A 23,620-nucleotide genomic window follows, 5' to 3' on the forward strand; every position below is an offset into this window, starting at 1 on the left:
TGCTTTCGATTGGAATGGAATCGCTCTCGAACCACGATCTCTATCGCGCGTCATTAGCTATGATGCGGGCATTCTCAAAGCCCTTGGTCCTTGCCGCACGGACACCGGCCTGCGCGGCCTGCTGTGTCGGGTAAGGGCCGAAGCGAACGCGCCACAAAGTACCGCCTTGTTCCGTATGTGCGCCTATGTTTTTCGCCAATGTTTCGGCGCGCGCCTGCGAGGAGAAAGCGCCCACCTGCACGACATAGCCGCCCTTGCGGATTGGCATGGCAGATTTGGGCACGGCGGGCTTCGGTGCCGCGCCAACCGCCGGCTTATCGAAGTCGGCGCCTGGCTTTGTCAGCGAGGAAGGGCTGGCTGGCACAATGGCGGGTTTTGCCTTGGGCAAGGCCGTCATGGCCGTCGATCCGACGGGAGGGAGTTTCCCTCTCAACACCTTGAGCAAGGCGGCCGGAGTTTCCAGTCGCTCGGCCGCCCGGCCGTGCGCGCGCAGCGCCGCCCGTTCCTGTTCGGGCGGATTGACCCGCCGTACACGGACCGGGATTGCGCCCTCACCGCCGACGCCCAGTTGCGCCACCGCGCCGGGTGACAATGCGATAAGCCGGTCGTTGCGCATCGGGCCGCGGTCATTGACGCGCACCAATATGGTCCTGCCGCTATCGAGCGCTGTCACCTCGACATAGCTGGGCAGCGGCAAGCTTTTGTGCGCGGCGGCGATCGCCGCCGACACAAAGGCTTCGCCATTGGCGGTGGCATCGCCTCGGCTGCCGCCATCCAGCAGCACGGCATAACCCACTTCGTCATAATAAGCGGGATCGGTCGGGGTATAGGAGATGCCGGCTATGGTATAAGGTTCGCCGATCTGTACGGGCGTATCGGCTACCATGCGGCCCGGCATCGCCGTGTCGGACTTTTTGGGCTGGGCGTGCAGCGCGCTCCCGCCGGCCATGGCCAGCATCAACGCGAAGGCGCGCATCCTCTTATTGTTTGACCGCATCCGCCAGCAATCCCACCGACAAGGCATAGAAATTGGAGCAATTATAATCGAGGATCACCCGATAATTGCTGGTCAGCAGATAGGCGGTTTTGCCCGGCCCGTCCGGCTCCAGCAACGTCGCCAGCATGTTGTCGGCGGGCCAACTGCCATTGGCAGGAACCAGCCCCAGCTTGCGCCATTCCGCCATTGTCAGCCAGCGGCTGTGCCGGTTGAATACGCGCGGGCAGCGGGCCGGCGTGGTGCGGGCCGCGACACTTGTCCGGTTAAAGCTGCCGGGCACCGATACCGCGATGCCCCATGGCTGGCCGCGCCGCCAGCCGGAATGGACGAAATAATTGGCGATCGAAGCGAGGGCGTCCGCCTCGCTGGTCCAGATATCCGCCTTGCCGTCCCCATCGCCGTCCTTAGCAAGGCGCAGATAGACGCTGGGCAGGAATTGCGGATAGCCGGTTGCCCCCGCCCAACTGCCGACCAGTCGGCTGCGCGGCACGCCATTGTCGAGCATCTTGAGCGTCGCCAGCAGTTCCGGCTCGAACAAGGTGCGCCGCCGCCCTTCCCAGGACAGGGTGGCCAGCGAGCGGATCAGGTCAAAATCGCCGGTATAGGAACCATAATTGGTTTCATGGCCGTAGATGGCGACCATGATCTCTTCCGGCACGCCGGTTTCCGCCTCTATCCTGGCGAGCCGCGCGCGATTGGCCTGATAGGCGATACGCCCGCGGCTGATCCGGGCCGCATCGACATGCTGGCGCCGATAAGGCTCGAAATTGGGGATCGGGGAATAGGCGCCCCCACCGGGCTGGTTCTGGTCGAGCTGGATGACGCGCGGATTGGGTGTCAGGCTAGGAAACACGCTGTTGAGCGTCGCATCCCGGATGCCCATGGCGCGCGCCTTTGGCCGCAGGCTTTCCAGATATGCCTGGAATGCCGCATTATCCTGCGCATAAGCGGGGACAGGAGCCACTCCAGTCGTAACAACAACGGTCAGCCCCAAAAACAGCGCCAGGACGGATGAGCGCAAAGAATCTCCCATGTCCCTGTTGTTGCACAGCCTATGCGAGGCGGGAAACCCCTTATTGGAAATCGGCCGTCAATTAGACGATGAACCGTGCACCGCGCGATTTTGCGCTTGGCAAGTCCGCACGGCACGCTAGGAAGCGGGCAACGGACAGGTGGCCGAGTGGTTTAAGGCAGCGGTCTTGAAAACCGCCGTGGGTTTACGCTCACCGTGGGTTCGAATCCCACCCTGTCCGCCATGGACAAACCGGAAATATAGGTTTCGTCTAGCTTTTCGCCAAAGCCGTCTCCGCTTCCTTGCGGCCGAAGGTAACGAAACTGAGCGCGGCAAGTAGCCAGACGCCGATGCCGCCATAGAGCATGACCCAGCCAAATCCCTGGGCGAGCGCCTGGTGGACGATGGTGGTGGACACGCCCTCGCCCGGCGAGACGGCGGCCCCCGATGCGATCCGTTCCGCCAGCGATCGCAATTGCGCCGCATCGGCAGCGCCCGGCAGCGCAGCCCTTAGCGACGCCCCGACCCCCTCGACCAGAACGAAGCCCATCAGCGCGATGTTGATCGCGAGTGAAATCATCCTTGCGCTCATGTCGATGCCCGACGCCATGCCGGCACGCTCGTTCGACACCGAACCCGTGGTCGTGTTGGTGACAGGCGTGTTGGTGAAACCCAGGCCGATTCCAGCCAGCAGGCAACCGGGCAGCATCGTCAGCCAGCTCGTATGCGCCGTGGCGCTTCCAAGCTTCATCAGGATAAAGCCAAGTCCGATGATGAACAGGCCAGCCGGAATGACCAGGCCTGGCCGGTAACGCAGCGACAGGCGCTCCGCCACGGGCGGCACCACCAGCGTCGGCAATGTGTAAGCGAGCAGCGCCATACCGGCTGTCATGCTGTCATAGCCCAGCCCGGCCTGAAACCAGATCGGCAGATAGATCATGAAGGGCCAGAAGCTGATATTCATGGCCGCCGAACCGATGACGGCACCTGAAAAAGGGCGAATCCGGAACACGGAAAAGTCGAACATCGGCCTGGGGCTGAACTTTTCCGCAATGAGAAACGCGATGAAGCTCGCGACGGCGATGCCGAGGATCGCGAGCGCGGCGGGGCTTGCGAAGCCGAGGTCCGGTCCCTGCGTGATGAAATAGGCGAAGCAGAACACCGACAGGGACAATGTGAGAATCCCGGCCAGGTCGAGGTGCATCGCATCAGGATCGCGCGATTCCCGCACGCCGTCGAAAGCGAGGAGGAACGTCACGACGCTAAGTGCGACATGGACGAGAAAAACCCATTCCCAACTCGACACGGCGACGATCACCCCGCCAACGATCGGACCGAAGCCCAGCCCGATGCCGAAGATGACACCCCACCAGCCAAAGGCCACGCTCCGCTCACGCCCCTCCTGGAACTGGTGAGACAGTATCGCGACCTGGCAGATCAGCATCGCGCCACCGCTCATGCCTTGAAGAAAGCGGGCAACGATCAGTACAGATGCGCTCTGCGTCAATCCGCAGATGAGCGAGGAAACGCCGAACGCGACGATCCCGATCAGGAAGACCCGCTTGCGGCCGTAACGATCGGCCAGCGTGCCTGTCGCCATGAGCACCGTGGTCACGGCGATCGTATAGGCGTTCATGATCCACTGGAGTTGCTTGAAATCCGCGTGCAGCACCTGCTCCAGCGTCGGCAGGATCGCCGGCACGCTGGAAATCTCAAGCCCGAACATCAGGGAGGAGAGGCAGACGGCGGCAAGAGCGATGCCGCTCCTGCTGGAGAGGGACAGGGGAACGGCAAGGGTCATGCATCGGCCTTTCGACACTGGAACGGCAACGGCGAAATCTGGTTGGCGGGGAGGTCTTGCGTCGCTCGATCCCGCTGTTGCGTTGATGGGGGAGCATAGCCACCCCTTGACCACATCAAAACCGGATGAGAAGATATTTCAGAGACAACGATATTGGATTATTGGTATGACCACGCTGGATGTGGAGTCGGTTCAGGCCTTCGTCGCTATCGCCGATTTCCAGAGCTTCACCCGTGCGGCCGAAGCGCTCGGCTCGACCCAGGGGGCTATCAGCGTGAAGCTGAAACGGCTGGAGGATCGGATCGGCCAGCGACTGATCGAGCGGACGCCGCGGTCGGTGCGGCTATCGGCGCAGGGTGCGGTGTTCCTCGATGGCGCACGCGGTTTTCTGGCGGCGCATGAACGCGCTGTTGCCGGACTGTCCGCTTGCCGCCGCCGCTTTACGCTTGGCATAGCCACGCATGTTGCAGGGCCGGAACTGACGACGTTACTGGCACGGCTCAACGCCCATGATCCCGGCCTGACGATCGAGGTGCGGCTCGACATTTCCCGTGGCTTGCTCGACGCCTTCGATCGTGGCGAACTCGACGCGGTCATCATCCGGCGAGAGGATGACCGCCGCGACGGCGAGGTTCTGGGGCCGGAGCATTTCGGCTGGTTCGCCGTCCCGCAGTTCGAGCATCGTCAGGGCGAGCCGGTCCGTCTTGCCGCGCTCGCGCCCTCTTGTGGGGTGCGGGATATCGCAACCCGCGCGTTAGACGCCGTCGGCATTCCGTGGATGGAGGTTTTCCTGGGCGGAGGGTCATCGGTGGTGACGGCGGCCGTCTCTGCCGGCCTTGCCATCGGGGCCTTCTCCTGCCGGCTCTCTCCTCCCGGTACGGTGGAGGTCAGCCAGCGTTTCGGATTGCCTGACCTGCCATCGTCCGAAATCGTGCTGCATTCAACACTCACCGATCCCAAATCCCGCGATGCGTTGCGTACGCTGGCGGCGGCATTCCGGGAGCATCGCGCCGCCATCTCCTGATCCGGAAATGTCGGATAACGACTTCCGGCTCACGCAGATAGGCCCTGCGCAACAATTCCAGGAACCCCGGCGCGATGGGGATGGTCCTATCGGCAGCCGGACCCATGCTCGCGGGTTTCTATGAAAGCCTCGAACGAGACCGTGGTCATCCCCGACCGCCAGAGTAAAACTTGGCGTTGCCAAAGGCTGAAACAGCATAGGCCGCCGGACTGGGCAACCAGCCCGGCATGGCAATCTCGTCAGGCCAGCGCGCCGTGGCAATGCTTGTACTTCTGGCCGGAACCGCAGGGGCAAGGCGCATTGCGGCTGATGTCCAGATTGGTGTACTCGCCCGCCGGCGCGGCGGCGACCGTCGCGCGCGGGATGGTGGTCGTGATGCCGCCCAACTGCCCGGCGTCGATGTCCGCGCTATTATCCTCGCCTGAGAAAGGATCGATATGCGTGGTGATGAAGTCGGGCAGGACCGGCAGGCCGTAATCCTGTAGCGGCGGCTGCTCCATGCGGAACTGGACGCGCGCGATCGATCCGGTCACATCTTCGCGGATATTTTCCAGCATCCGCTCGAACAGGGCGAAGGCTTCCTGCTTATATTCGTTGATCGGCGTCTTCTGCGCATAGGCGCGCAAATGGACAACCTGACGCAGGGCGTCGAGCGTCGCCAGATGCTCCTTCCAATGATGATCCAGGCTCTGGAGCAGGATCGACTTCTCGATCATGTGCCAGTCGGCCGTCTCGACCTCCTTGACCTTTTCCGCTACCGATTCGTCGGCCAGTGCCACCAGCCGTTCCTCGATCATCTCAGGATCAACCGCATCCTCAGCCAGCCAGGCGTCAAAATCCGGCTCCAGGCCCAGGATTTCCGCCGTTCGCGCTTTCAGGCGATCCATGTCCCACTGTTCGGGATAGGTGCCCGGCGGACAGGATGCGCCGACCAAGTCGTTCACCGTCTCCCGACGCATGTCGGTGACGACATCGTCCACCGTTTCCGCATCCATGATGTCGCTGCGCTGTTCGTAAATGACCTTGCGCTGGTCGTTCATCACGTCGTCATATTCGACGACCTGCTTGCGGATGTCGTAGTTGCGCGCCTCGACCTTCTTCTGCGCGGTCTCGATCGCCTTGCTCAGCCATTTGGACGGGGGCAGCGCCTCGCCATCTTCCAGGTTGGAGCGGATCATCTTCGCGAACATCGTATCCGGGCCGAAGATGCGCATCAGGTCGTCGTCAAGGCTGAGGTAGAAGCGGGACAGGCCGGGATCGCCCTGACGCCCCGAACGTCCGCGCAACTGATTGTCGATGCGGCGGCTTTCATGACGTTCGGTCGCAAGGACGAACAGACCGCCGGCGGCCAGCACTTCCTGCTTCTCCGCCTCGATTTCCGTTTCGATACGGGCGATGGCGGCGTCGCGTTCCGGCCCTTCGGCCATGTCGCGCAGCTCGTCCTCGACCCGCATCTCCAGGTTGCCGCCCAGTTTGATGTCGGTGCCGCGACCAGCCATGTTGGTGGCGATCGTCACCGCGCCCTTGCGGCCTGCCTGGGCAACGATATGGGCCTCGCTCTCATGGAAACGCGCGTTGAGGACAGCGTGCTTCACCCCTTCCTGGTTGAGGAATTCGGACAGCATTTCCGACTTTTCGATCGACACGGTGCCGACCAGCACCGGCTGACCCTTTTCGGCATGGACCTTGATGGTCTTGGCGATGCCACGGAATTTGTCTTCCAGATTCTTGTAGAAACTGTCTTCCTCATCGATCCGCTGCACCGGCCGGTTGGTCGGGATCGTGACGACATTCATCTTGTAGATTTCGTAGAACTCAGTCGCTTCGGTCGCGGCCGTGCCGGTCATGCCGCCCAGCTTGGGGTACATGCGGAAGTAATTCTGGAAGGTGATGGAGGCGAGGGTCTGGTTCTCCGGCTCGATCTGGACGCCCTCCTTGGCCTCCACTGCCTGGTGCAGGCCGTCCGACCAGCGACGCCCGTCCATCATGCGGCCGGTAAATTCGTCGATGATGATGACCTTGCCGTCCTTGACGATATAGTCGATGTCGCGGCGGAACATGGCGTTCGCGCGCAGCGCCTGGTTCACATGATGGACGACGGCGGTATTCTCGAAATCATAGAGATTGGCGCCCTGCAACAGGCCCGCCTGTTCCAGGAGGCGCTCGATCTTCTCGGTGCCGTCCTCGGTCAGCGTGACGGTGCGCTGCTTTTCGTCCTTGTCATAGTCGGCCTCGGTGATCTGCTTCACGATCGCATCGACCGCGACATAAAGCTCCGACTTGTCATCGGTCGGGCCGGAAATGATGAGCGGCGTGCGCGCCTCGTCGATCAGGATCGAGTCCACTTCGTCGACGATCGCGTAGTTGAACGGCCGCTGGGCCATCGAGGCGCGGTCATATTTCATATTGTCGCGCAGATAGTCGAAGCCAAGTTCGTTGTTCGTCGCGTAGGTGATGTCGGCATTATAGGCCTCGCGGCGCTGATCCTCCGACAGGTTCGGCACGATGACGCCGGTGGTGAGGCCCAGGAAACGATAGACCTGGCCCATCCATTCGCAGTCGCGCGTGGCCAGATAGTCGTTCACCGTGACGACGTGGACGCCCTTCCCTTCTAGCGCGTTGAGGTAGGTGGCGGCCGTCGCGACCAGCGTCTTGCCCTCACCGGTCCGCATTTCGGCGATCTCGCCGCGATGGAGCACGATGCCGCCCACCATCTGCACGTCGAAATGACGCATCCCCAGCACGCGAACCGACGCCTCCCGCACGGTGGCGAAGGCTTCTGGCAGCAGGTCGTCGAGCGTTTCTCCGGCCGCCAGCCGTTCACGGAATTTGACCGTCTGCGCCGTCAGTTCCTCATCGCTCAGCGCCTGCATCGCCTCCTCGAAAGAGGCGATCTTGTCGACGATCTTGCCCAGCGACTTTACATAACGTTCGTTGGACGATCCGAAGATGGACTTGGCGAGTGCGCCGAACATGCAAATTCCTGACAAAAGGGGGACGCCCAGCCCCCTCGCGAGGACCACACGCAGATATGCGCCGCGATTTAGGCACGGCACATCCTTTAGTCAATCAAGCTGCGCCTGAACCAGTGCTGTCGCGAAGCCGTCATGATCGCGCGGCAGGCGGTTTTCGTCGGATGGCGGCGTCAGGACAGCGCGAGGGATTTGCACTTCGCGCAGGCTGCGCCACAAGGACGCAGCACAAGCCAGGGGCCGCAAAACATAATGTTCCGCCAATCCATACGGGCGCCGGTGCGCGGCCATAGCCTGCCCGTCGCCCTTATTCTGGCATTGGCCCTGACCGTCTGGTTCGGCCTGACGGCGATCGCGACCCCGTTCGATCATGATGAAAGCCAATATGTGGCGGGCGCTTATTTCGGCGGCCAATTGCTGATCTTCCGCGATTTCCTTTATCTTCAGCCGCCGCTGCATAGTTGGGTCTACGCCCCGCTCGCCTCGCTGTTTCCCGGCGATATGGTGCTGGCAATGCGATTGGCGACGGCGGCGACGGCGCTCTGCACATTGTCCATCCTGTGGGTGGCACAGCGGATCGCGGGCATTTCACGGGGCAGTGCAGCGATCGCAACCCTGCTGGTGGCCGCTACCGCCGCCTTCCAATTCACCGGCAGCGTGGTGCGCAACGATATGCTGCCGACCCTGCTGTCGTCGAGCGGCCTGCTAATCAGCCTGCTGGCGCTACGGCATGGCACGCCGCGATACTGGTTCGCTGCCGGATCGCTGTTCGGTCTTGCCATTGCGACCAAGCTGAACTTCGCGCCATTGGGTCTTATGGCCGGTCTGTTCGTGATCGGCACCGGCGGCCGGTGCGGCTTTCGCGCCGCCTGCTGGCTGGCGGCAGGCGCGGCGGCGGGAATGGCGCCGATGCTGATCGTCTGGGCGCTGGCGCCGGACGCCTTCCTCTATGGCGTGTTCACCTATGGCGCGACCGCGCCCCATGCCTGGTATGCGGCGAATGGCGCGTTCGATGAACTCAGCACGCTCGAAAAGCTGACCGACCTGCTCAAATATCTGTGGAAAGGATCGGCGCTCGCAGCCCTGATCCTGCTCAGTGCCAACTGGATCACCACACGCCAGCGGATACGCTCACCGGGTCGGCGGCTGGCGATCTGGATGACCGGCGGCGCGTTGATCGGCGCGGCGCTACCCACGCCTTCGCAGGTTCAATATGTGATGCCCCTGCTGCCACCGCTCGCGCTGGCGCTCGGCTATCTGCTGGACGATGCGCGGCGCTGGTCCTTCGCCCAACGACGAGTGTTGCTCGGTTTCCTGTGTCTGGCCACCATACCGGGTATGCTAACGGCAGTTCGCCATGTCGGGGCCATGATGCACAAGGGATCGCCGGTGCTGGAAGCAGATGCCGCCGCACGCTGGGCCGGCGCGCAGGTGCGCGCAATGGGGCACGGCGGCGATGTCGTCACCCTGTCGCCCCACATGATTCTGGGCAGTGGACTCGCCCTCGACCCGCGCTTCGCTACGGGGGCGTTCGCCTACCGCACCGGCTGGACCATGCCGCCCCGGTTCGCTCGGCATATCCATGCGATGACTCCTGAAACGCTGAGCGATCTCGACCACGCGCCGCCCGCAGCGATCCTGACCGGATATGAGGCCGGGACACGCAAATTGCCGTTACGGCCCGATGACGGCTTAGTCGCTTATGCCCAGCGACGCGGTTATCGGATGACGGTAATGCCTGACGGAGTTGGGCGGCTCTATGTCCGCCCGACGAAACACGCGCCGCGCTGACCGAAGGAGGGTTGCGAATGATTGACCCCCGCCCGATTTTGCCCCATTCGCGCGCCATGACCGACCGCTCTCCCCTCGCCCCCGCCGCCTTCCCGTCGTTGCCCACCATTGCAGGCGTGACGCTGCGAACTGCGCGCGCCGGTTACAAGGCCTGGGAGCGTTGCGATCTCACCTATGTCGAGCTGGATGCCGGCACCGCCGTGGCGGGCGTCACGACCCAGAGCCAATGCCCCTCGCCTGAGGTGGAATGGTGCCGGGACGCCATTCCGCTGGGATCGGCGCGGGCGCTAGTGGTGAATGCCGGCAACGCCAATGCCTTCACCGGTCATCGCGGCCGCGCTGCGGTGGAGGCGATTGCCGCCAAGGTCGCCAACCACCTGTCCTGCCAGCCGTCGGATATCTTCATCTCCTCCACCGGCGTGATCGGCGTACCGCTGCCCATCGACAAGGCAGAATCGGGCCTCGAAGCGGCCTTCACCGCCGGCCCCTGCGATTGGGAACAGGCGGCGACCACGATTGGCACCACCGACACCTATCCCAAGGGCGCGCATGTCTCCGCCATGATCGGCGACAGGCGGGTCGAACTGGTCGGCATCATCAAGGGTTCCGGCATGATCGCGCCCGACATGGCGACGATGCTGGGCTATATCTTCACCGACGCGGCGATCGATCCGGCGCTGCTGCAACAGATGCTGTCGAGCGCCAACAAGCGGACCTTCTCCTGCATCACCGTCGATAGCGACACGTCGACCAGCGATACTGTGCTGGCCTTCGCCACGGGCAAGGCGGGCAATGCGCCGCTCACCGCAATGGACGATGCCGGGGCGGATGCCTTCCACGCGGCGCTCGGCGACCTTTGTCGCCAGCTCGCCCATCTGGTGGTGCGCGACGGCGAAGGCGCGACCAAGTTCGTGGAGATCACCGTCGAAGGCGCGGTCAGCGACGAAAGCGCGCACCGTATCGGCCTGTCGATCGCCAATTCTCCCCTGGTCAAGACCGCCATCGCGGGCGAGGACGCCAATTGGGGCCGCGTCGTCATGGCGATCGGCAAGGCGGGCGAACCGGCCGATCGGGACAAGCTGTCCATCCGCTTCGGCGCGACCCAGGTGGCGACCGGTGGCCTCGCGGTGGAGGGCTATGACGAAGCGCCCGTTGCCGCTCATCTGCAGGGTCAGGATATCGTGATCGGTGTCGACCTGGGCCTGGGCGAAGGGCGCGCGACCATCTGGACCTGCGACCTGACCCACGGCTACATTTCGATCAACGCGGATTATCGTAGCTGATGACGCTGGAACTGCATGATCCCGTCGTCGCGCTGATGCGTCAGGTCGGGCGCGATATCGTGATGCCGCGCTACCGCAACCTGTCCGCCGATGAGATCAGCGAGAAGGCAGCCAACGACTTCGTCACCATTGCTGACAAGGAAAGCGAAATCCGGTTGGCGGAGGGGCTGGCAAACATCCTGCCCGAAGCCGGGATCATCGGCGAGGAAGCCTGCGCCGCCGATCCCGCTATCCTCGAACGGGCGGGTGACGGGCTGAACTGGATCATCGACCCGATCGACGGCACCGGCAATTTCGCGTCGGGCCAGCCGCCCTTCGGCATCATGGTGGCGCTGGTCGATAGCGGCGCGACACTGGCCGGGTGGATATTGGACCCACTGACCGGACGGCTGTGCCACGCCATGCTGGGCGGCGGCAGCCATATCGACGGCGAACGGGTGTTGGCACGCGAAAGCGATGGCGAGCTGCCGATCGCGGCGCTCGCGGTCTATTTCATGTCGGACGAGGAACGGGCCAACATACAGCGCCGATCGGAGGCCAGCTTCACGCTGGTGGATATTCCCCGCTGCGCCGCCGAACAATATCCCCGGCTGGTGCTGGGACAGAATGACGTGTCGGTCTTCGCGCGGACCCTGCCCTGGGATCATGCGGCGGGGACTTTGTTCGTCAACGAAGCGGGTGGCTGCTGCCAGCGGACCGACGGTACGCCCTATGTCGTGGGCGACCTGCGCCGTGGGTTGATGGGTGCGTCCTCCCCGCGCTTGTGGGACAAGGCCGCGGCGACGCTATTTGGATAAGAGAGACTGCTATGCTGACGATCTGGGGACGGCTGAATTCGCATAATGTGAAGAAGGTTGCCTGGTTCGCGGACGAGATCGGCGTGCCCTATGTCCGGCATGATGTCGGCGGTGCATTCGGCATGGATGCGGCCTATCTGGCCAAGAATCCCAATGCGCTGATCCCGACGATTGAGGATGGCGATGTGATAATGTGGGAATCCAATGCGATCCTGCGCTATCTGGCCGCCCGCTATGCGCCTGCCGAAATGTGGCCCGCCGATCCGGTGGCGCGGGCGCTGGGCGACAGGTGGATGGACTGGCAGTTCGGCTTCGCCAATGCCCAGCTCGACGCCTTCGTCCAACTGGTGCGACGACAAGCCGGACAGCGAAACGGACAGCTCATCGCGAAATCCGCCGAAGCGGCCGGCGCCGCGATGCAGATCCTCGACCGGACGCTCGCTGCCCAACCCTGGCTTTCAGGTGTACGGTTCGGTGTCGCGGATGTGCCGATGGGCGTCTATGCCCACAGCTTCTTCACGCTGGATATGGAGCGGCCGGACGTGCCGCATGTGCGCGCCTGGTATGACCGGCTGCGCGAACGGCCGGCCTATGCCAGATCGGTAATGATCCCGCTGACATAGGCCGAACGGTTTTCCGTCAGAGGACGCTTTCGATCCAGCCCTTGAGCGCGCTCTTGGGCGCGGCGCCGACCTTGGTGGCGCTGACTTCGCCATTTTTGAACAGGATCATCGTCGGAATGCCGCGCACGCCATATTGGCCCGGCGCGTCGGGATTTTCGTCGATATTGATCTTGGCGATCGTCACCTTGTCCCCCAGTTCGTCGGAGATTTCCTCCAGAGCCGGGCCGATCATCTTGCACGGGCCGCACCATTCGGCCCAGAAATCGACAAGCACGGGCTTGTCGGAATCGATGACGTCTTCCTTGAAGCTGACGTCGGTAACTGCCTTGGTGGCCATGGCTTTAATCTCCTTTTGTTGGGCGATATTTAGGATGGATGCGCGTCAGGCTCAACGGGCTAGAGCGGCAAATTCTCCTGCGTGGGTACAAAGCCCGGCTTGTGCCCCGCCAGTAGATGCGGCGGTAGAACGACCAGATGCGGACCGCTGGTATAGAGCAGACCGGCCTCGATCGCGCGGCCGGGGAAAATGACTTCAAGAGCGGCGACATAGGCCGCCATCTGCCGCACATGCGCCATCGGCACCTCATCCGGCGATTGAGGAGCGATGCGCCCGGTCTTGAAATCCACCAGTTGAATGCGATCCGCACCGATGCACAGCCGGTCGACCGTGCCGGCGATCACGGCCTCCCCCACGACCGCGGCGATCGGCGCCTCGGCCAGGGCGTCGGGACCGAACAGATCGGCAAAGGCCGGGGCCTCGATAACGCGGAGCGCCTGGTCGATGACATCCCGGCGAACGGCCGGATCGTCCACCCCCTGCTGCGTCAGCCAGCGGTCGGCGGCATCCCTGCGTCCCGCCACGGGAACGTCGGGCAAGCGTTCGAACAGGCGGTGGAGCCAGCGGCCGCGCTCGGCCGCCGCGCGCATGGCGGGCGTAGGCGGTGGATAGGGCACGTCGTCCTCAACCGCCGCCGATGGCGCGAGCGGCCGCGGCGGACGCGCTTCGACCGGCGCGGGCGCGCGCAGCCAGCGCGGCTCCGCGACCTTTGCGCGCTCCTCGGCCGTCTCCGGCTCGGCTTTCCTGGGTTGCAATTGTTCGGTTCCGCGCCAGCGTCGGACGGCGCCCCAGAGCGGGTCGGCCTCCCAATCGGCGTCAAGCGAGATCATCGCGCCTTCGACGGCGGCAAACCAGCTTTCCAGCTTGACCTCTCCCTTGGCGCGCGGCCCCAGCGAACCGGCGACGATCAGCTTTTCCTCGGCACGGGTCAGCGCGACATAGAGCAGCCGCCAATGCTCGCGCCGCTCTTCCTCCGCAGCTTCCTCCGCCACCGCACCGATCGGCCCCTGTCGTTCGGCCTTGCGCGGGGCGAGGATCGGCAGGCCGTTCCATTCCAGCGAATCGTTCCGCTGACCCGCATCCGGGTCCATGCAGGCGTCGGCCAGGATGACGATCGGCGCCTGTAACCCTTTGGCGCCATGCACCGTCAGCAGGCGCAGCATGCCGCCCTGAGCGGCGGCATCCCGGACGATTTCCACCTCCCCGCGGTCGAACCAGTCGATGAAGCGTTGAAGCGAGGGATAATCGTCACTTTCGAACGCCAGCGCGGCGTTGAGCAGTTCCTCGATCGGGTCGGCCGCCTCGATCCCCAGCCGCTCGACAAGGCGACGGCGGCCGTCGATGGGGCCGGACAGGATGGCTTCCAGATAGCGATAGGGGGTGGTAAAATCGGCGGCGGAGAGCAGGCCGCGCAACGGCTCCAGTTCCGTATCGGACAGCGTCTGGTTGAGGTGCCGCCACAGGCCGACCCTGCGCCCGATCAACCGCTGCATCAGTTCATCCTGGCTCCAGCCGATCAGCGGAGACACGAGCAGCGACGCGAGGTTCAGTTCATCTTCCGGCTGCACCGCGAAGCGCAAAGCCGCCAGCAGATCGCGCACCGCCAGTGGTGCGTTCAGGCGAAGCCGGTCGATCCCCGCGACGGCCACCTGCTCCTCATAAAGGCGCGCGACGATAAGGCGCGCCAATTCGCTGCGCCGGCGCACCAGGATCATGATGTCGCCCGCGCGCACGGGGCGGCCCCGGCTTTCGAGCATAAGCCCATCGTCGATCCATTGCCGGATCTGGCGCGCGATCCGGGCGGCGAGGACACGTTCCTGATCCGCCGCCCAATCTTCCTCGCCCTCGGCATCTTCGTTGAGGTTGGCGACGACCGGCTTCCACAGTTGCACTTCGCCGGGATGACGGTTTGCACTGAGATGCCGCACATCGCCCGGTTCCAGCCCCAACCGCTCGGCGCGCAGCGTAGCGATGGTGCGGTCCACCACGTCGAGGACAGCCGGTGTCGATCGGAAACTCTGATCTAGCGAGAGATTGAAGAAATCATGACCGGAGCGATCGGCGTCGCGCTGGAAAAGGATTTGCGCGGCGGCGAAATTAGCCGGGCTGGTGCCCTGGAAACCGAAGATCGCCTGCTTGAAATCGCCAACGGTGAAGATGGTGCGGACCTTCTGCCCCGGCTCCCATTCCGTGGCGAAAAACTCCTCCGCCAATGTTCGGACGATGCGCCATTGCGCTGCGTTGGTATCCTGCGCCTCATCCACCAGAATATGGTCGATCCGCTGGTCAAGCTTGTAGCGTATCCACTCGGCGATGCCGTCCTGCTCCAGCAGACGCGCCGTCCGGGCGATCAGGTCGTCAAAGTCCACCACGCCCGCCAAATGCTTGGCCTGCGCATAATCTTGCGCATAGGCGCGCCCTGCATGAAGCGCCTGCGCCAGCAGCGCCGCATAATCGGCGCGCAGCTTGACGGCGATCAGGTCGTGGGATCGATCGTAAAGCCGCGCAGCCATTTCCAGATAGCCGTCGAACGGCGGCACCCAGCCCTTGGCGTCGATAAGGTCGCCGTCCGCCTTGGCCCAGGCGCGATGAAGGTCACTCAGCCCTGCCGCTCTGCCTGCCGGGTCGAGCGCCCGCCACGCGGCAATGCGGTCGCACCGCTCCAGCCCCCGCCCCTTGCCCCAGTCGACATTGGCGCGAACAATGGCGTCCAGTGCGCGCATGTCGAACATATCATCCGAGCATTGCTCGGCAAGCCATTGATCTATATCGCCATCGGGCAGGTCGAACTCCGCCGCCAGCCAGGGCAATATGCCATCGGGCAAGGCTTCCAGCGCGTCACCCGCCCCGGCGCAGCGCAACAGGAAGCGTTCAGCGCCCCCTTCGCCCAATCGCAGGCTGAGCGCCTGCAAGGCACCGATCAGCCGTTCATCCCCCCGTTCCTGCGCCTGCACGGCAAGGTCCGCGAGGGTCTCGCGCGCCAGGCTGGCCTGTTCGCGCTGGTCGAGCGGGCGAAAGCCGGGCGCCAGATCGGCTTCCAGCGGGAAGGCTGCGAGCAATTGCTGGCAGAAGCCGTGGATGGTCTGGATGCGCAAACCGCCGCCGGTCGACTCCAGCACTTCGGCGAAGAGGCGTCGGGCCTTGTCCTGCATCTGGGGACCATGATCCTCCCCCAGGGCGATAAGGTCGGCGGCCAGCGCCGGGCCATCCAGTTGCACCCAGCCGGCAAGCCGATCGTGAATGCGATCCGCCATTTCCGCCGCGCCCGCCTTGGTGAAGGTGAGGCAGAGGATATTTTCGGGCCGCACACCCTGAAGCAGCAGGCGGAAGACGCGCGCGGTCAGCACATGGGTCTTGCCGGTGCCCGCCGACGCGGACAGCCACACATGGGCGGCGGGCGCGGCGGCGCGCGCCTGGTCGCCGAGCAGTTTCTGCAAGGGGCGCGGCTTGTCAGCCATCGTCGCGGCCATACCATTCCTCCAGCCGCATGAGCTGGTCATAATCGCCATAATTGGCCACTTCGGGGTTTATTTCGGCGCGGAACGGGACCGATCCCAGCAGATAGTCGTTCGCCACGCCCTCAAATTGCTCATGGGCATGGGCCGTGAAGTCGGCGGTGACGATCTTGTCGCGCTTCCCCATCGGATCGACCGGGCTTTCCCGATAGCCGAACTGATCGCCCTTTTTGGCGAGCGACCAATATTCGAAATCGCCTGCTTGCGGCCTGGGACCAAGCCCCTCGAACCCGCCCAGTTCAGCGATGATGCCGAGCAGCCCCAGTTGGAGGGCAAAACCCGCCTTCACCTGCCGCGCGCTGGGCGGCTTGCCCGTCTTATAGTCGATGATGCCGATCCGACCGTCGGCCAACCGGTCGATCCGGTCCGCCTTGCCCATCAGGGTGACGCCCGCGATCTCCGCCCGTCCCTCCTGCTCCACCGCCAATATGGTGCGGCCTTCGGCCTTGTCCTTCGCCACTTCGGCGGCGATCCAGCGTATCGCTTCGATCAGGCGGGGCTGCCACAGCGCGCGGAGCAGCGGATGCACCTCCGGCCGCTCGAACATCGCCCTGGCCCGCGCTTCCAGATCGGCCGGGTCGAACCGTTTCTCCTCCGCCCAATGTTGCAGAATCTCGTGCACAGCCGTGCCGCGCCAGGCCGGTCCGGCATCGGCGTCGACCGGATCGAGCCGTGCGAGCCGCAGGATGCGCCGGGCGTAGAAGGCATAGGGATCGGCTTTCAGCCGGTCGACATCGGTAACGGGGATCAATTTGGGCCGGACTTGCGTGGGCGGGATCGGCGCGGGACGGCGTTCGGGCGCGTGCATGTGCGGACGGTCGATCGCCTGCGCCAGCAGCGCATAGCGATCCGCCGCCTTCCATTGCACGCCCGCCATCGCCTTCAACCGCAGCCAGAAGCGCGATGCCACGGCCGGTCCGCCACTCCCGCGTCGTGCTCGCGTGATGAGGACATGCGGGGCGCCCAGGGCACCGGCAAAATCATGGGCGGCCAGGCCGATGCGGCTTTCCAGGCCCGGCAAGCCAAGTTCGCGGCGGACACGCGGTGCAAGCCAGGGATCGGGTGCGGGCAGGCCCGGCCACGTCCCTTCGTTCAATCCCCCCAGGATCATGAGATCGGCCTGCGCCAGCCGCGCCTCGATCAGGCCGAGGATCGCGATGCGCGGATGCCCACCCTGCGGCGGGCGCACGGCGACGCCCGCCAGCATATGCTCCAGCAGCAGGGGAAGCGCGCGGATGTCCGCCTGCCGTGGCCCCTCCTGCGCGAAGGCTTCCATCTCGGCGAAAATATCCGCAGCGGCATGGCCCTGATGCCCGGACCAGACCATATCGCCCGACAACGCACCGGCCTGCGTGCGGATCATTGCCAGTTGCCCGGCCAGATCGGACACGATGCGTACGCCCTCTTCCAACCGTTCCAGCAGGGCGCGGGCGTCCGGCCACCAGGCACGCACCTCGTCGCGCAGCCGCCTGTCCCGATCATCGCCCCCGCGCGGCGCAAGCAACAGATCGATACCGACCAACCCCGCCTGTGGGCGCGGCCCGCGCAGCAGCAGGTCCAGTCCGCGCACGCCCTCCAGCCAGGCAAGCCGCGCCTCACCCCGCATCACCAGCGGATGCTTGAGCAGGGTCAGCAATGCGACCGGGGCAAAGCGTTCGGCCACCGCCTCCGCCATGGCGATCAACAAGGTGCCGGGCGGCAGCCGTGAAAGCGGCAAACCGGCAGAATCGTCCGCCTCTATGCCCCAACGCCGTAGATGTGCGGACACGCGCGTCGCCAACTGCCGATCCGGCGTCACCAACGCCGCCGTCCGCTCCGGGGTTTCCAGCGCCTCGCGCAGCGCGATGGCAATGGCCTGCGCCTCCTCGCCGGGCGTTGCGACTTCCAGCGCCTCCACCCCAGCGAGCGACCGGTCGGCCGTCTTGAGGTCACGCCAGCGGCTGGTCAGGCGCGGCGGCAGCATGGCGTTAGAGATATTGCGCCCTCGCACGGCGCGTGCGTCATGCTCGCTGCCCCAGCGCCATTGCGCGATATCGTCCCGCGTCGCGCTCATGCGGTCGAGCAGGCGCTTGAGCGCATATTGCGGATGCGTCTCGTGCGGCGCGGATGCATGACCGGTCAGCGGGTCCGGATCGAAGGGGCCAATCGCGTTCCAGGCTTCCTCGTCCATATTCTGGTCAAGCCCGGCGAAGACCACCATGCCCTGGGGCATTTCCGCAACGCGACGCAGCAACCGGGCGACGCTCGGCGCGGTGGTGGAGATGCCCGCAGCCACCACGAAGCCGGGAGGAGGCGTATCAGCCCAGCGCGTCGCCAACCGATCGAACAGGCGGTTGCGGCGATCGGCTAGGTCGATACAGCCCAACCGCGCCAATTCCGCTGGCCAGCGCGACAGGAGAATTTCGAACAGAGTGAGCGACGCCTGCCAATGGCTGGAGAGTTCCGCCGACAGATTGAGGTCGCGCAGGGCGTTGAGCGGCACCTGTTCCACCTGCATCTGGTCCAGCACGCTGCCCAACGCCTGCCCCAGTTGCAGGGCAAGTGCTGCATCGGTGCCCGGCTTCACATCCTGTACCATCCGCGCGAGGATCATCTGACGGCGGACCGACGCGATGGCAGGCGGGATGGGATCGCCCTCCCCCAACGGATCGAGCGCGCCGCCCACCTGTTCGCCCAGGTCCGGATCGCCCATCGTCACCAGCCGGGGCAGCAGCAGGCCACCGCCGGACTGCCGGACGAAGGCGTCCCGCACGGCGCGCACGGCGCGATTGCTGGGCAGCAGGATCATGCCCTGCGCAAGCGCGCGGACATCCTTGCCATGGCGCGCCAGCAGGCCGCTTACCAGCGCGTCGGCGAAGGCGCGGTGCGCCGGAATGGTGTAGAGCGCCGGATGCGTCTGCTCACCCATGGGTGAGGATCGACTCCACAACGGGAATGGCCTGCGGCGTACCGACGTCGAACCACAGTCCCTGATGCGCTACGCCGTAAAGCCTGCCGGCTTCGATGGCGCGGTTCCAGAAGATATTGGTGGAAAAGACGTCCGACGGCGGATCGCGCAGCACGGCCGGCGACAATATCTGGATACCGATATACACGAACGGCGCGACATGTCCCTGTTTCCGGCGCAGCAGCCGCCCGTTGGCATCCATATGGAAATCGCCCTGCCCGGAGTGGCAATAGGCGCGGGCCTGCGGCACGAGGAGAAGCAATGCGTCCATGCGCACAGGGTCCCAGACCCGCTGCATCATGGCAAATGTCTCGGCGGGACCATCGATCCAGAAATTGTCGCTGTTGACGCAGAAGAAGGGTTGGTCGCCCAGCGACGCCTTGGCGTGCATGAGGCCGCCGCCGGTCTCCAGCAACTTGGCCCGCTCGTCCGAAATGACGAATTCCATCGCCCCCTTGCGCGCCTGCAGATGCGCTTCGATCGTATCGGCGAGATAATGGACGTTGACGACCACCTTGCGGATGCCGCCCGCCTCCAGCCGGTCCAGCGCATGGTCCATCAGCGGCTTGCCGGCAACCTTGACCAGCGGCTTGGGCCGGGTGGCAGTGAGCGGACGCATCCTTTTGCCAAGTCCTGCGGCCATCAGCATCGCCGTGTCGATCATGCGAGGGCAAACTCCTGAAGCGCCTGATGGCGCTTGTCGGCGGGAATATTGGTGGCGAACCATTCGGCCACCGGGGCCAATGCCGGATGGGCCAGATCGCGCTCCAGCAGGCCCCACATGCGCGGCAGATAGGCTAGGTAACGCGGCTTGCCGTCGCGCTTCCACAGGCGCGTGAAGATACCGATGATCTTGGCGTTCCGCTGTGCGCCCAGCACGGCATAGGCCGCATCGAAATCCGCCGGCGGGGATGCCAGCGCCTTGTAGCGGGCGAGCATCGCGGCCTCGATCTCCGGCGGAACGTCGCGCCGCGCATCCTGCAGCAGCGACACCAGATCATAGGCCGGATGTCCGGCCAGAGCATCCTGGAAATCCAGCAGGCCAAGGCCATAAGCTTCCGGCTGGTCGATCAGCATGATATTTTCGGCATGATAGTCGCGCAGGACCGTGACGATCGGGCTGGCCGACTGCTCCACGATCGGCAGCACGCTATCCCAGGCGCAGTTATAGGCGTCTTCGTCGACCGCCAGACCGATGGCGGGGCAATACCATTCGGTTACAAGGCCGACTTCGCGCCGATAGACGGCGCGGTCATAGGGCGGCAGGTCGGCGGCAGGCAGCTTGTGAAGGTCCACGAGCAAATCGATCGCGCGGCTATAGACCGTCATCTCGTTATCCGGCTGGGCGTCGACATGCTCCTTCAGTCGATCGTCGCCGAAATCCTCGATCAGCACCAGTCCTTCGTCCAGGTCACGCGCCAATATCCGTGGCGCGGCAAAGCCGTCCGCCACCAGATGTTCGGCTATGGCGATGAAGGGGCGCGGATCTTCATGCGGCGGGGGCGCATCCATCAACACGGCGCGCCGTCCACCATCAAGGACACGGAAGTAGCGGCGGAAGGAAGCATCGCCCGCGAGCGGGACGATAGCGGCGCCAGGCCAGCCGGCCTTGACCAGGAAATCCGGGGCGGAAACGGGAGGGATCATAGATGCGACCATCGATCCGTCCAAGCGTCCGACACGTCCGCTGTCAAGCGTCGCGCGCCGTCCGGTTCGATTGTGATATGCAGGCGGAGGCTGTGCGACCATAGAGCACCGCCCAGCCGGTCCGGCCATTCCACGATCAAGAGGCTGTCCATCAGATAATCACCGAGCGCCAGTTCCTCCGCCTCCGCCGCGTCATCCAGCCGATAGAGATCGACATGAGCGACCGGCAGACGCACTTCCGGCACATCATAGGGCTGCACGATGGCGAAGCTGGGACTGGGCGCTTCGCTCTCCAGCCCCAGTGCTTCCAATATGCCGCGCGCGAGGGTGGTCTTGCCCGCGCCCAGTCCGCCTTCCAATGCGATCACATCACCGATGCGGACATCTGCGGCGATCCGTCGGCCAAGATCGAGCATCACCGCCTCGTCCGCTATAATCATGCTGGTTTCAGCCACGCGGCAGCTCGATCACGACCATGGTCCCCTGCCCCTTTTCCGATATGAGCTGCAACGTGCCGCCATGGGCTTGCGCAAGTTGTCGTGCCAGTGGCAGGCCAATGCCTGCCTTGATACCAGCGCGCGCCTGCTCGGCCCGCGCCGCCGGATCGAATATCGTCGCTTGTTGAGCGGATGAGATGCCGGGACCATTATCTGAAATCACGATGCGCGCCCTGTCCGCGCCGCCATCACCGTGAAGGAGAATGCGGGCACCCTGGCTGCAATAGCATAGCGCATTTTCCAGCAGATGGTCGATCGCCTGGCTGATGCGGCGTGCATCGCCCTGTACGTTGCCCAGCGATGGTTCGATCTGGATAACAAGGTCCATGCCTTTGACCGATGCCTCGCTATGAAGCCGATCGATGCGGGCTTTGGCAACTGCCGTCAGGTCAACGGCTGTACGCTCGATCGGCAGCGTTCCCGCCTCCCCCTGGGTCAGGTCCAGCACATTGTCGATCAACATGGACAGACGCCCCGTACTTTGCAGAATGCCGTCGACATAATCCTTGGCTGATCCGCTCAATTCGCCAGCATAGCCTGCGCTCATCATCTCCGCGAAACCGGCGATCGTCGTCAGCGGTGTGCGCAGTTCGTAGCTCATATTGGTGACGAAGGCGGTCTTGATCTGGTCCGCCTGCTCCAGCGCCTCGTTGCGATCGCGCAGCACCTGCTCCACGCGCCGGCTGTCCGTCACGTCCAGCATGGTGAAGAGCGCATTGCCGTCAGGCAGCGGAATGGCCGCAAATTCGAAGATGCGCCCATCCGCAAAGCCTACATGCCCCACACGTTGCTTGCGTTCCACAGTGGCGGCGCGAACCAGTTCGCGGACGAGATTGGATTGCTGCGGTTTGGCGAGGCGCGACTGCACTTCCCGCATCAGGTCGTCGATGCGCGGATGGGTCGCCAACATCTCCTCATTCGCGCCCCAGATGGCACGGAAGCGGCTGTTCCACATCTGCAAGCGCCCATCGGCGGAAAAGACGCCGATCGATTCGAACAGATTGTCGAACGTCGCGGTGCGGACCCGGAGCAGCGTATCGCGCGCGCTGGACAATTGCACCTGCTCGGTCCGGTCCTCGAAGATCAGCAGTAGGCCGCCGTCGGGCAAAGGCTGGGCATAGACGCGCAGATGCGTACCGTCCTGCAACAGCCAGTTTTCCTCCAGCGGATCGGGAGACAGGAACCAGTCACGCCGCTCCGCGCGCCAGGCGGGAAAGTCGCGATGCTCCGGCAGGCGACGGGCGTCGCGCATCTGGTCGAGAACACGTTCGAACAGCGGGGCGTCGGCAAGCGCATCCTGTTGCAGTCCGAACAGGCTGATGAAAGGTTGATTCCAGAAGCGCAACGTGCGGTCCGAACCAAAGCGCGCCACACCGGCGGAAAGCCGATCGAGCAAGTCGCGCTGAGCCGCCTCCAACCGCCGATGTTCGACCCGCGACTGCTCCAGTTCATGCTGGTCGACGGCATAGCCTGCTATGCCAGCCTCCCCCAGGGGCACATCGACGACACGCATCGTGCGGCGCTCGCCCTTGATCGTGGCCGGCACCATCCGGTCGACCAGTTCGTCCCGCGCCATCGCATCCGCCGCAGCCGCTTCGGGCGGCACGCCGCCAACCGACTCGACCAGTTCCGTCCCGTGCATGATGACATCGCGGGCGTCCTGTCCGTCCACGGCACGGACATAGGCGCTGTTGACCAGGCTCAACCGCAGATCGGACGTGCGGTGCCACATGGGGAAGGGCGCGGCCTCGACCAACCCCGCCAGCGCCTCCAGCGCCTCCCGCAACTGTTCGACCTGCGTCTTCAGTCCCTGAATTTCACTCTGGCTGTCGGTCGCGTCGAAAATCCAGAGCACAACGCCGCCGCTGCTCGCCAGGTCGGGACCAGCGGGCGCGCCGCGCACCAGCAGCAGGCGTGAAGAGCCGATCCCGCGCACTGGCAGGGCAAAACTCTTCCCCGCGCGCTGTGCCGATGCAATCTCATGCGCCAGAACCGCACCGTCTTCGGGTTCAAGTCCGCCATCGGGCGCGGTCAGTTCGGATACGTAGGTCGGTACGCGGGGCTTGCCCAGCCATTTGGCGAGGCGATCCGCAGCTTCCAGCCGACCGTCGGGATGGATGATGATGGGGGCAGCCGGGGCCGACGCCAAGAGAACAGCCAGCCGGTCCAGCTTGCCCTGCGCCTGCGTGCCTTCGCGCCGCATATGCTGCCCACTGGCTAACGCCCAGATCGCGGCGCCCAGCCAAATCGCCAGAACGATCCCGAAAATGATGGCAGCAAAAGGCGACAGCGTCGTCATGCGCGCGCGTCCCTATTTTGCTGAACCTGCCCGACCCTGTTCATAATCGACACCGACCTATCGCAAGTCTGGCGCAGC

The 23,620-nt window shown here is 64.5% G+C and carries 16 protein-coding genes and 1 tRNA gene; 6 read left to right on the forward strand and 11 right to left on the reverse strand.

Going from position 1 to position 23,620, the window contains the following annotated elements; genetic code table 11:
• Positions 1 to 40 precede the first annotated feature (40 nt).
• Both MOK15_RS04720 and MOK15_RS04725 read right to left on the reverse strand, forming a co-directional pair.
• Positions 41 to 997 carry an RlpA-like double-psi beta-barrel domain-containing protein gene (locus MOK15_RS04720; protein ID WP_242930544.1) on the reverse strand — a complete coding sequence of 319 codons (957 nt, stop codon included), beginning with the start codon at positions 995 to 997 and terminating at the stop codon, positions 41 to 43.
• Positions 981 to 2,030: a lytic murein transglycosylase gene (locus MOK15_RS04725; protein WP_242930545.1), complete on the reverse strand. Its 1,050-nt coding sequence runs from the start codon at positions 2,028 to 2,030 to the stop codon at positions 981 to 983. The genes MOK15_RS04720 and MOK15_RS04725 overlap by 17 nt, the downstream gene beginning before the upstream one ends.
• Positions 2,031 to 2,163: 133 nt before the next feature.
• On the opposite strand from MOK15_RS04725, the gene MOK15_RS04730 reads away from it, so the two are divergent.
• A tRNA-Ser gene (locus tag MOK15_RS04730) sits at positions 2,164 to 2,253 on the forward strand.
• A 27-nt stretch (positions 2,254 to 2,280) separates the two neighbouring features.
• On the opposite strand, the gene MOK15_RS04735 is transcribed toward MOK15_RS04730, so the two are convergent.
• Positions 2,281 to 3,810 (reverse strand): MFS transporter, encoded by a 1,530-nt coding sequence (locus MOK15_RS04735; protein ID WP_242930546.1) that lies wholly within the window; start codon positions 3,808 to 3,810, stop codon positions 2,281 to 2,283.
• Positions 3,811 to 3,976: 166 nt separating this feature from the next.
• On the opposite strand from MOK15_RS04735, the gene MOK15_RS04740 reads away from it, so the two are divergent.
• Positions 3,977 to 4,834, forward strand: a complete 858-nt coding sequence (locus tag MOK15_RS04740) for a LysR family transcriptional regulator (protein ID WP_242930547.1) — start codon at positions 3,977 to 3,979, stop codon at positions 4,832 to 4,834.
• A 239-nt stretch (positions 4,835 to 5,073) separates the two neighbouring features.
• Here the strand turns inward: MOK15_RS04740 and secA are convergent, their stop codons facing one another.
• Positions 5,074 to 7,809, reverse strand: a complete 2,736-nt coding sequence (gene secA / locus MOK15_RS04745; RefSeq protein ID WP_242930548.1) for a preprotein translocase subunit SecA — start codon at positions 7,807 to 7,809, stop codon at positions 5,074 to 5,076.
• A gap of 249 nt (positions 7,810 to 8,058) precedes the next feature.
• Here secA and MOK15_RS04750 point away from each other — a divergent pair, with 249 nt between their 5' ends.
• From MOK15_RS04750 to MOK15_RS04765, 4 genes are read left to right on the forward strand one after another with little or no spacing between them, the layout of a single operon-like run.
• Positions 8,059 to 9,597, forward strand: coding sequence for a glycosyltransferase family 39 protein (locus tag MOK15_RS04750; RefSeq protein ID WP_242930549.1), 1,539 nt, complete (start codon positions 8,059 to 8,061; stop codon positions 9,595 to 9,597).
• Positions 9,598 to 9,653: 56 nt separating this feature from the next.
• Positions 9,654 to 10,880: a bifunctional glutamate N-acetyltransferase/amino-acid acetyltransferase ArgJ gene (argJ, locus tag MOK15_RS04755; RefSeq protein WP_242932630.1), complete on the forward strand. Its 1,227-nt coding sequence runs from the start codon at positions 9,654 to 9,656 to the stop codon at positions 10,878 to 10,880.
• Complete coding sequence (locus MOK15_RS04760; RefSeq protein ID WP_242930550.1) at positions 10,880 to 11,677, forward strand: inositol monophosphatase family protein; 798 nt, start codon at positions 10,880 to 10,882, stop codon at positions 11,675 to 11,677. Before argJ ends, MOK15_RS04760 begins: the two co-directional genes overlap by 1 nt.
• Before the next feature lie 11 nt (positions 11,678 to 11,688).
• Entirely contained in the window at positions 11,689 to 12,300 is a 612-nt protein-coding gene (locus MOK15_RS04765) for a glutathione S-transferase family protein (RefSeq protein ID WP_242930551.1), read from the forward strand.
• A 16-nt stretch (positions 12,301 to 12,316) separates the two neighbouring features.
• Here MOK15_RS04765 and trxA read toward each other — a convergent pair whose 3' ends face one another.
• The 7 genes from trxA to MOK15_RS04800 are packed head-to-tail and all read right to left on the reverse strand — an operon-like array spanning position 12,317 to position 23,542.
• Positions 12,317 to 12,637: a thioredoxin TrxA gene (gene trxA / locus MOK15_RS04770; RefSeq protein ID WP_242930552.1), complete on the reverse strand. Its 321-nt coding sequence runs from the start codon at positions 12,635 to 12,637 to the stop codon at positions 12,317 to 12,319.
• A 59-nt stretch (positions 12,638 to 12,696) separates the two neighbouring features.
• Positions 12,697 to 16,107 carry a double-strand break repair helicase AddA gene (gene addA, locus MOK15_RS04775; RefSeq protein WP_242930553.1) on the reverse strand — a complete coding sequence of 1,137 codons (3,411 nt, stop codon included), beginning with the start codon at positions 16,105 to 16,107 and terminating at the stop codon, positions 12,697 to 12,699.
• On the reverse strand, positions 16,088 to 19,060 hold the full coding sequence (gene addB, locus MOK15_RS04780) for a double-strand break repair protein AddB (protein ID WP_242930554.1): 2,973 nt from the start codon (positions 19,058 to 19,060) through the stop codon (positions 16,088 to 16,090). Before addB ends, addA begins: the two co-directional genes overlap by 20 nt.
• Entirely contained in the window at positions 19,053 to 19,763 is a 711-nt protein-coding gene (locus MOK15_RS04785; RefSeq protein ID WP_242930555.1) for a nucleotidyltransferase family protein, read from the reverse strand. The genes addB and MOK15_RS04785 overlap by 8 nt, the downstream gene beginning before the upstream one ends.
• Positions 19,760 to 20,746, reverse strand: coding sequence for a phosphotransferase (locus MOK15_RS04790; RefSeq protein ID WP_242930556.1), 987 nt, complete (start codon positions 20,744 to 20,746; stop codon positions 19,760 to 19,762). The genes MOK15_RS04785 and MOK15_RS04790 overlap by 4 nt, the downstream gene beginning before the upstream one ends.
• Complete coding sequence (gene tsaE / locus MOK15_RS04795) at positions 20,743 to 21,201, reverse strand: tRNA (adenosine(37)-N6)-threonylcarbamoyltransferase complex ATPase subunit type 1 TsaE (RefSeq protein WP_242930557.1); 459 nt, start codon at positions 21,199 to 21,201, stop codon at positions 20,743 to 20,745. The genes MOK15_RS04790 and tsaE overlap by 4 nt, the downstream gene beginning before the upstream one ends.
• Positions 21,194 to 23,542, reverse strand: a complete 2,349-nt coding sequence (locus MOK15_RS04800; RefSeq protein WP_242930558.1) for a PAS domain-containing sensor histidine kinase — start codon at positions 23,540 to 23,542, stop codon at positions 21,194 to 21,196. The genes tsaE and MOK15_RS04800 overlap by 8 nt, the downstream gene beginning before the upstream one ends.
• Positions 23,543 to 23,620 lie beyond the last annotated feature (78 nt).

It is taken from the genome of Sphingobium sp. BYY-5 (genome assembly GCF_022758885.1).
Taxonomy (GTDB): Bacteria; Pseudomonadota; Alphaproteobacteria; order Sphingomonadales; family Sphingomonadaceae; genus Sphingobium.

Bases quoted from the DNA above. Each gene is read 5' to 3' on its own strand.
- MOK15_RS04735 (WP_242930546.1), bottom strand. From the start codon at position 3,810: ATGACCCTTGCCGTTCCCCTGTCCCTCTCCAGCAGGAGCGGCATCGCT.
- secA (WP_242930548.1), bottom strand. From the start codon at position 7,809: ATGTTCGGCGCACTCGCCAAGTCCATCTTCGGATCGTCCAACGAACGT.
- MOK15_RS04800 (WP_242930558.1), bottom strand. From the start codon at position 23,542: ATGACGACGCTGTCGCCTTTTGCTGCCATCATTTTCGGGATCGTTCTG.
- MOK15_RS04765 (WP_242930551.1), top strand. From the start codon at position 11,689: ATGCTGACGATCTGGGGACGGCTGAATTCGCATAATGTGAAGAAGGTT.
- MOK15_RS04785 (WP_242930555.1), bottom strand. From the start codon at position 19,763: ATGATCGACACGGCGATGCTGATGGCCGCAGGACTTGGCAAAAGGATG.
- MOK15_RS04750 (WP_242930549.1), top strand. From the start codon at position 8,059: ATGTTCCGCCAATCCATACGGGCGCCGGTGCGCGGCCATAGCCTGCCC.
- MOK15_RS04725 (WP_242930545.1), bottom strand. From the start codon at position 2,030: ATGGGAGATTCTTTGCGCTCATCCGTCCTGGCGCTGTTTTTGGGGCTG.
- MOK15_RS04720 (WP_242930544.1), bottom strand. From the start codon at position 997: ATGCGGTCAAACAATAAGAGGATGCGCGCCTTCGCGTTGATGCTGGCC.
- MOK15_RS04740 (WP_242930547.1), top strand. From the start codon at position 3,977: ATGACCACGCTGGATGTGGAGTCGGTTCAGGCCTTCGTCGCTATCGCC.
- argJ (WP_242932630.1), top strand. From the start codon at position 9,654: ATGACCGACCGCTCTCCCCTCGCCCCCGCCGCCTTCCCGTCGTTGCCC.
- trxA (WP_242930552.1), bottom strand. From the start codon at position 12,637: ATGGCCACCAAGGCAGTTACCGACGTCAGCTTCAAGGAAGACGTCATC.
- MOK15_RS04760 (WP_242930550.1), top strand. From the start codon at position 10,880: ATGACGCTGGAACTGCATGATCCCGTCGTCGCGCTGATGCGTCAGGTC.
- addA (WP_242930553.1), bottom strand. From the start codon at position 16,107: ATGGCCGCGACGATGGCTGACAAGCCGCGCCCCTTGCAGAAACTGCTC.
- addB (WP_242930554.1), bottom strand. From the start codon at position 19,060: ATGGGTGAGCAGACGCATCCGGCGCTCTACACCATTCCGGCGCACCGC.
- MOK15_RS04790 (WP_242930556.1), bottom strand. From the start codon at position 20,746: ATGATCCCTCCCGTTTCCGCCCCGGATTTCCTGGTCAAGGCCGGCTGG.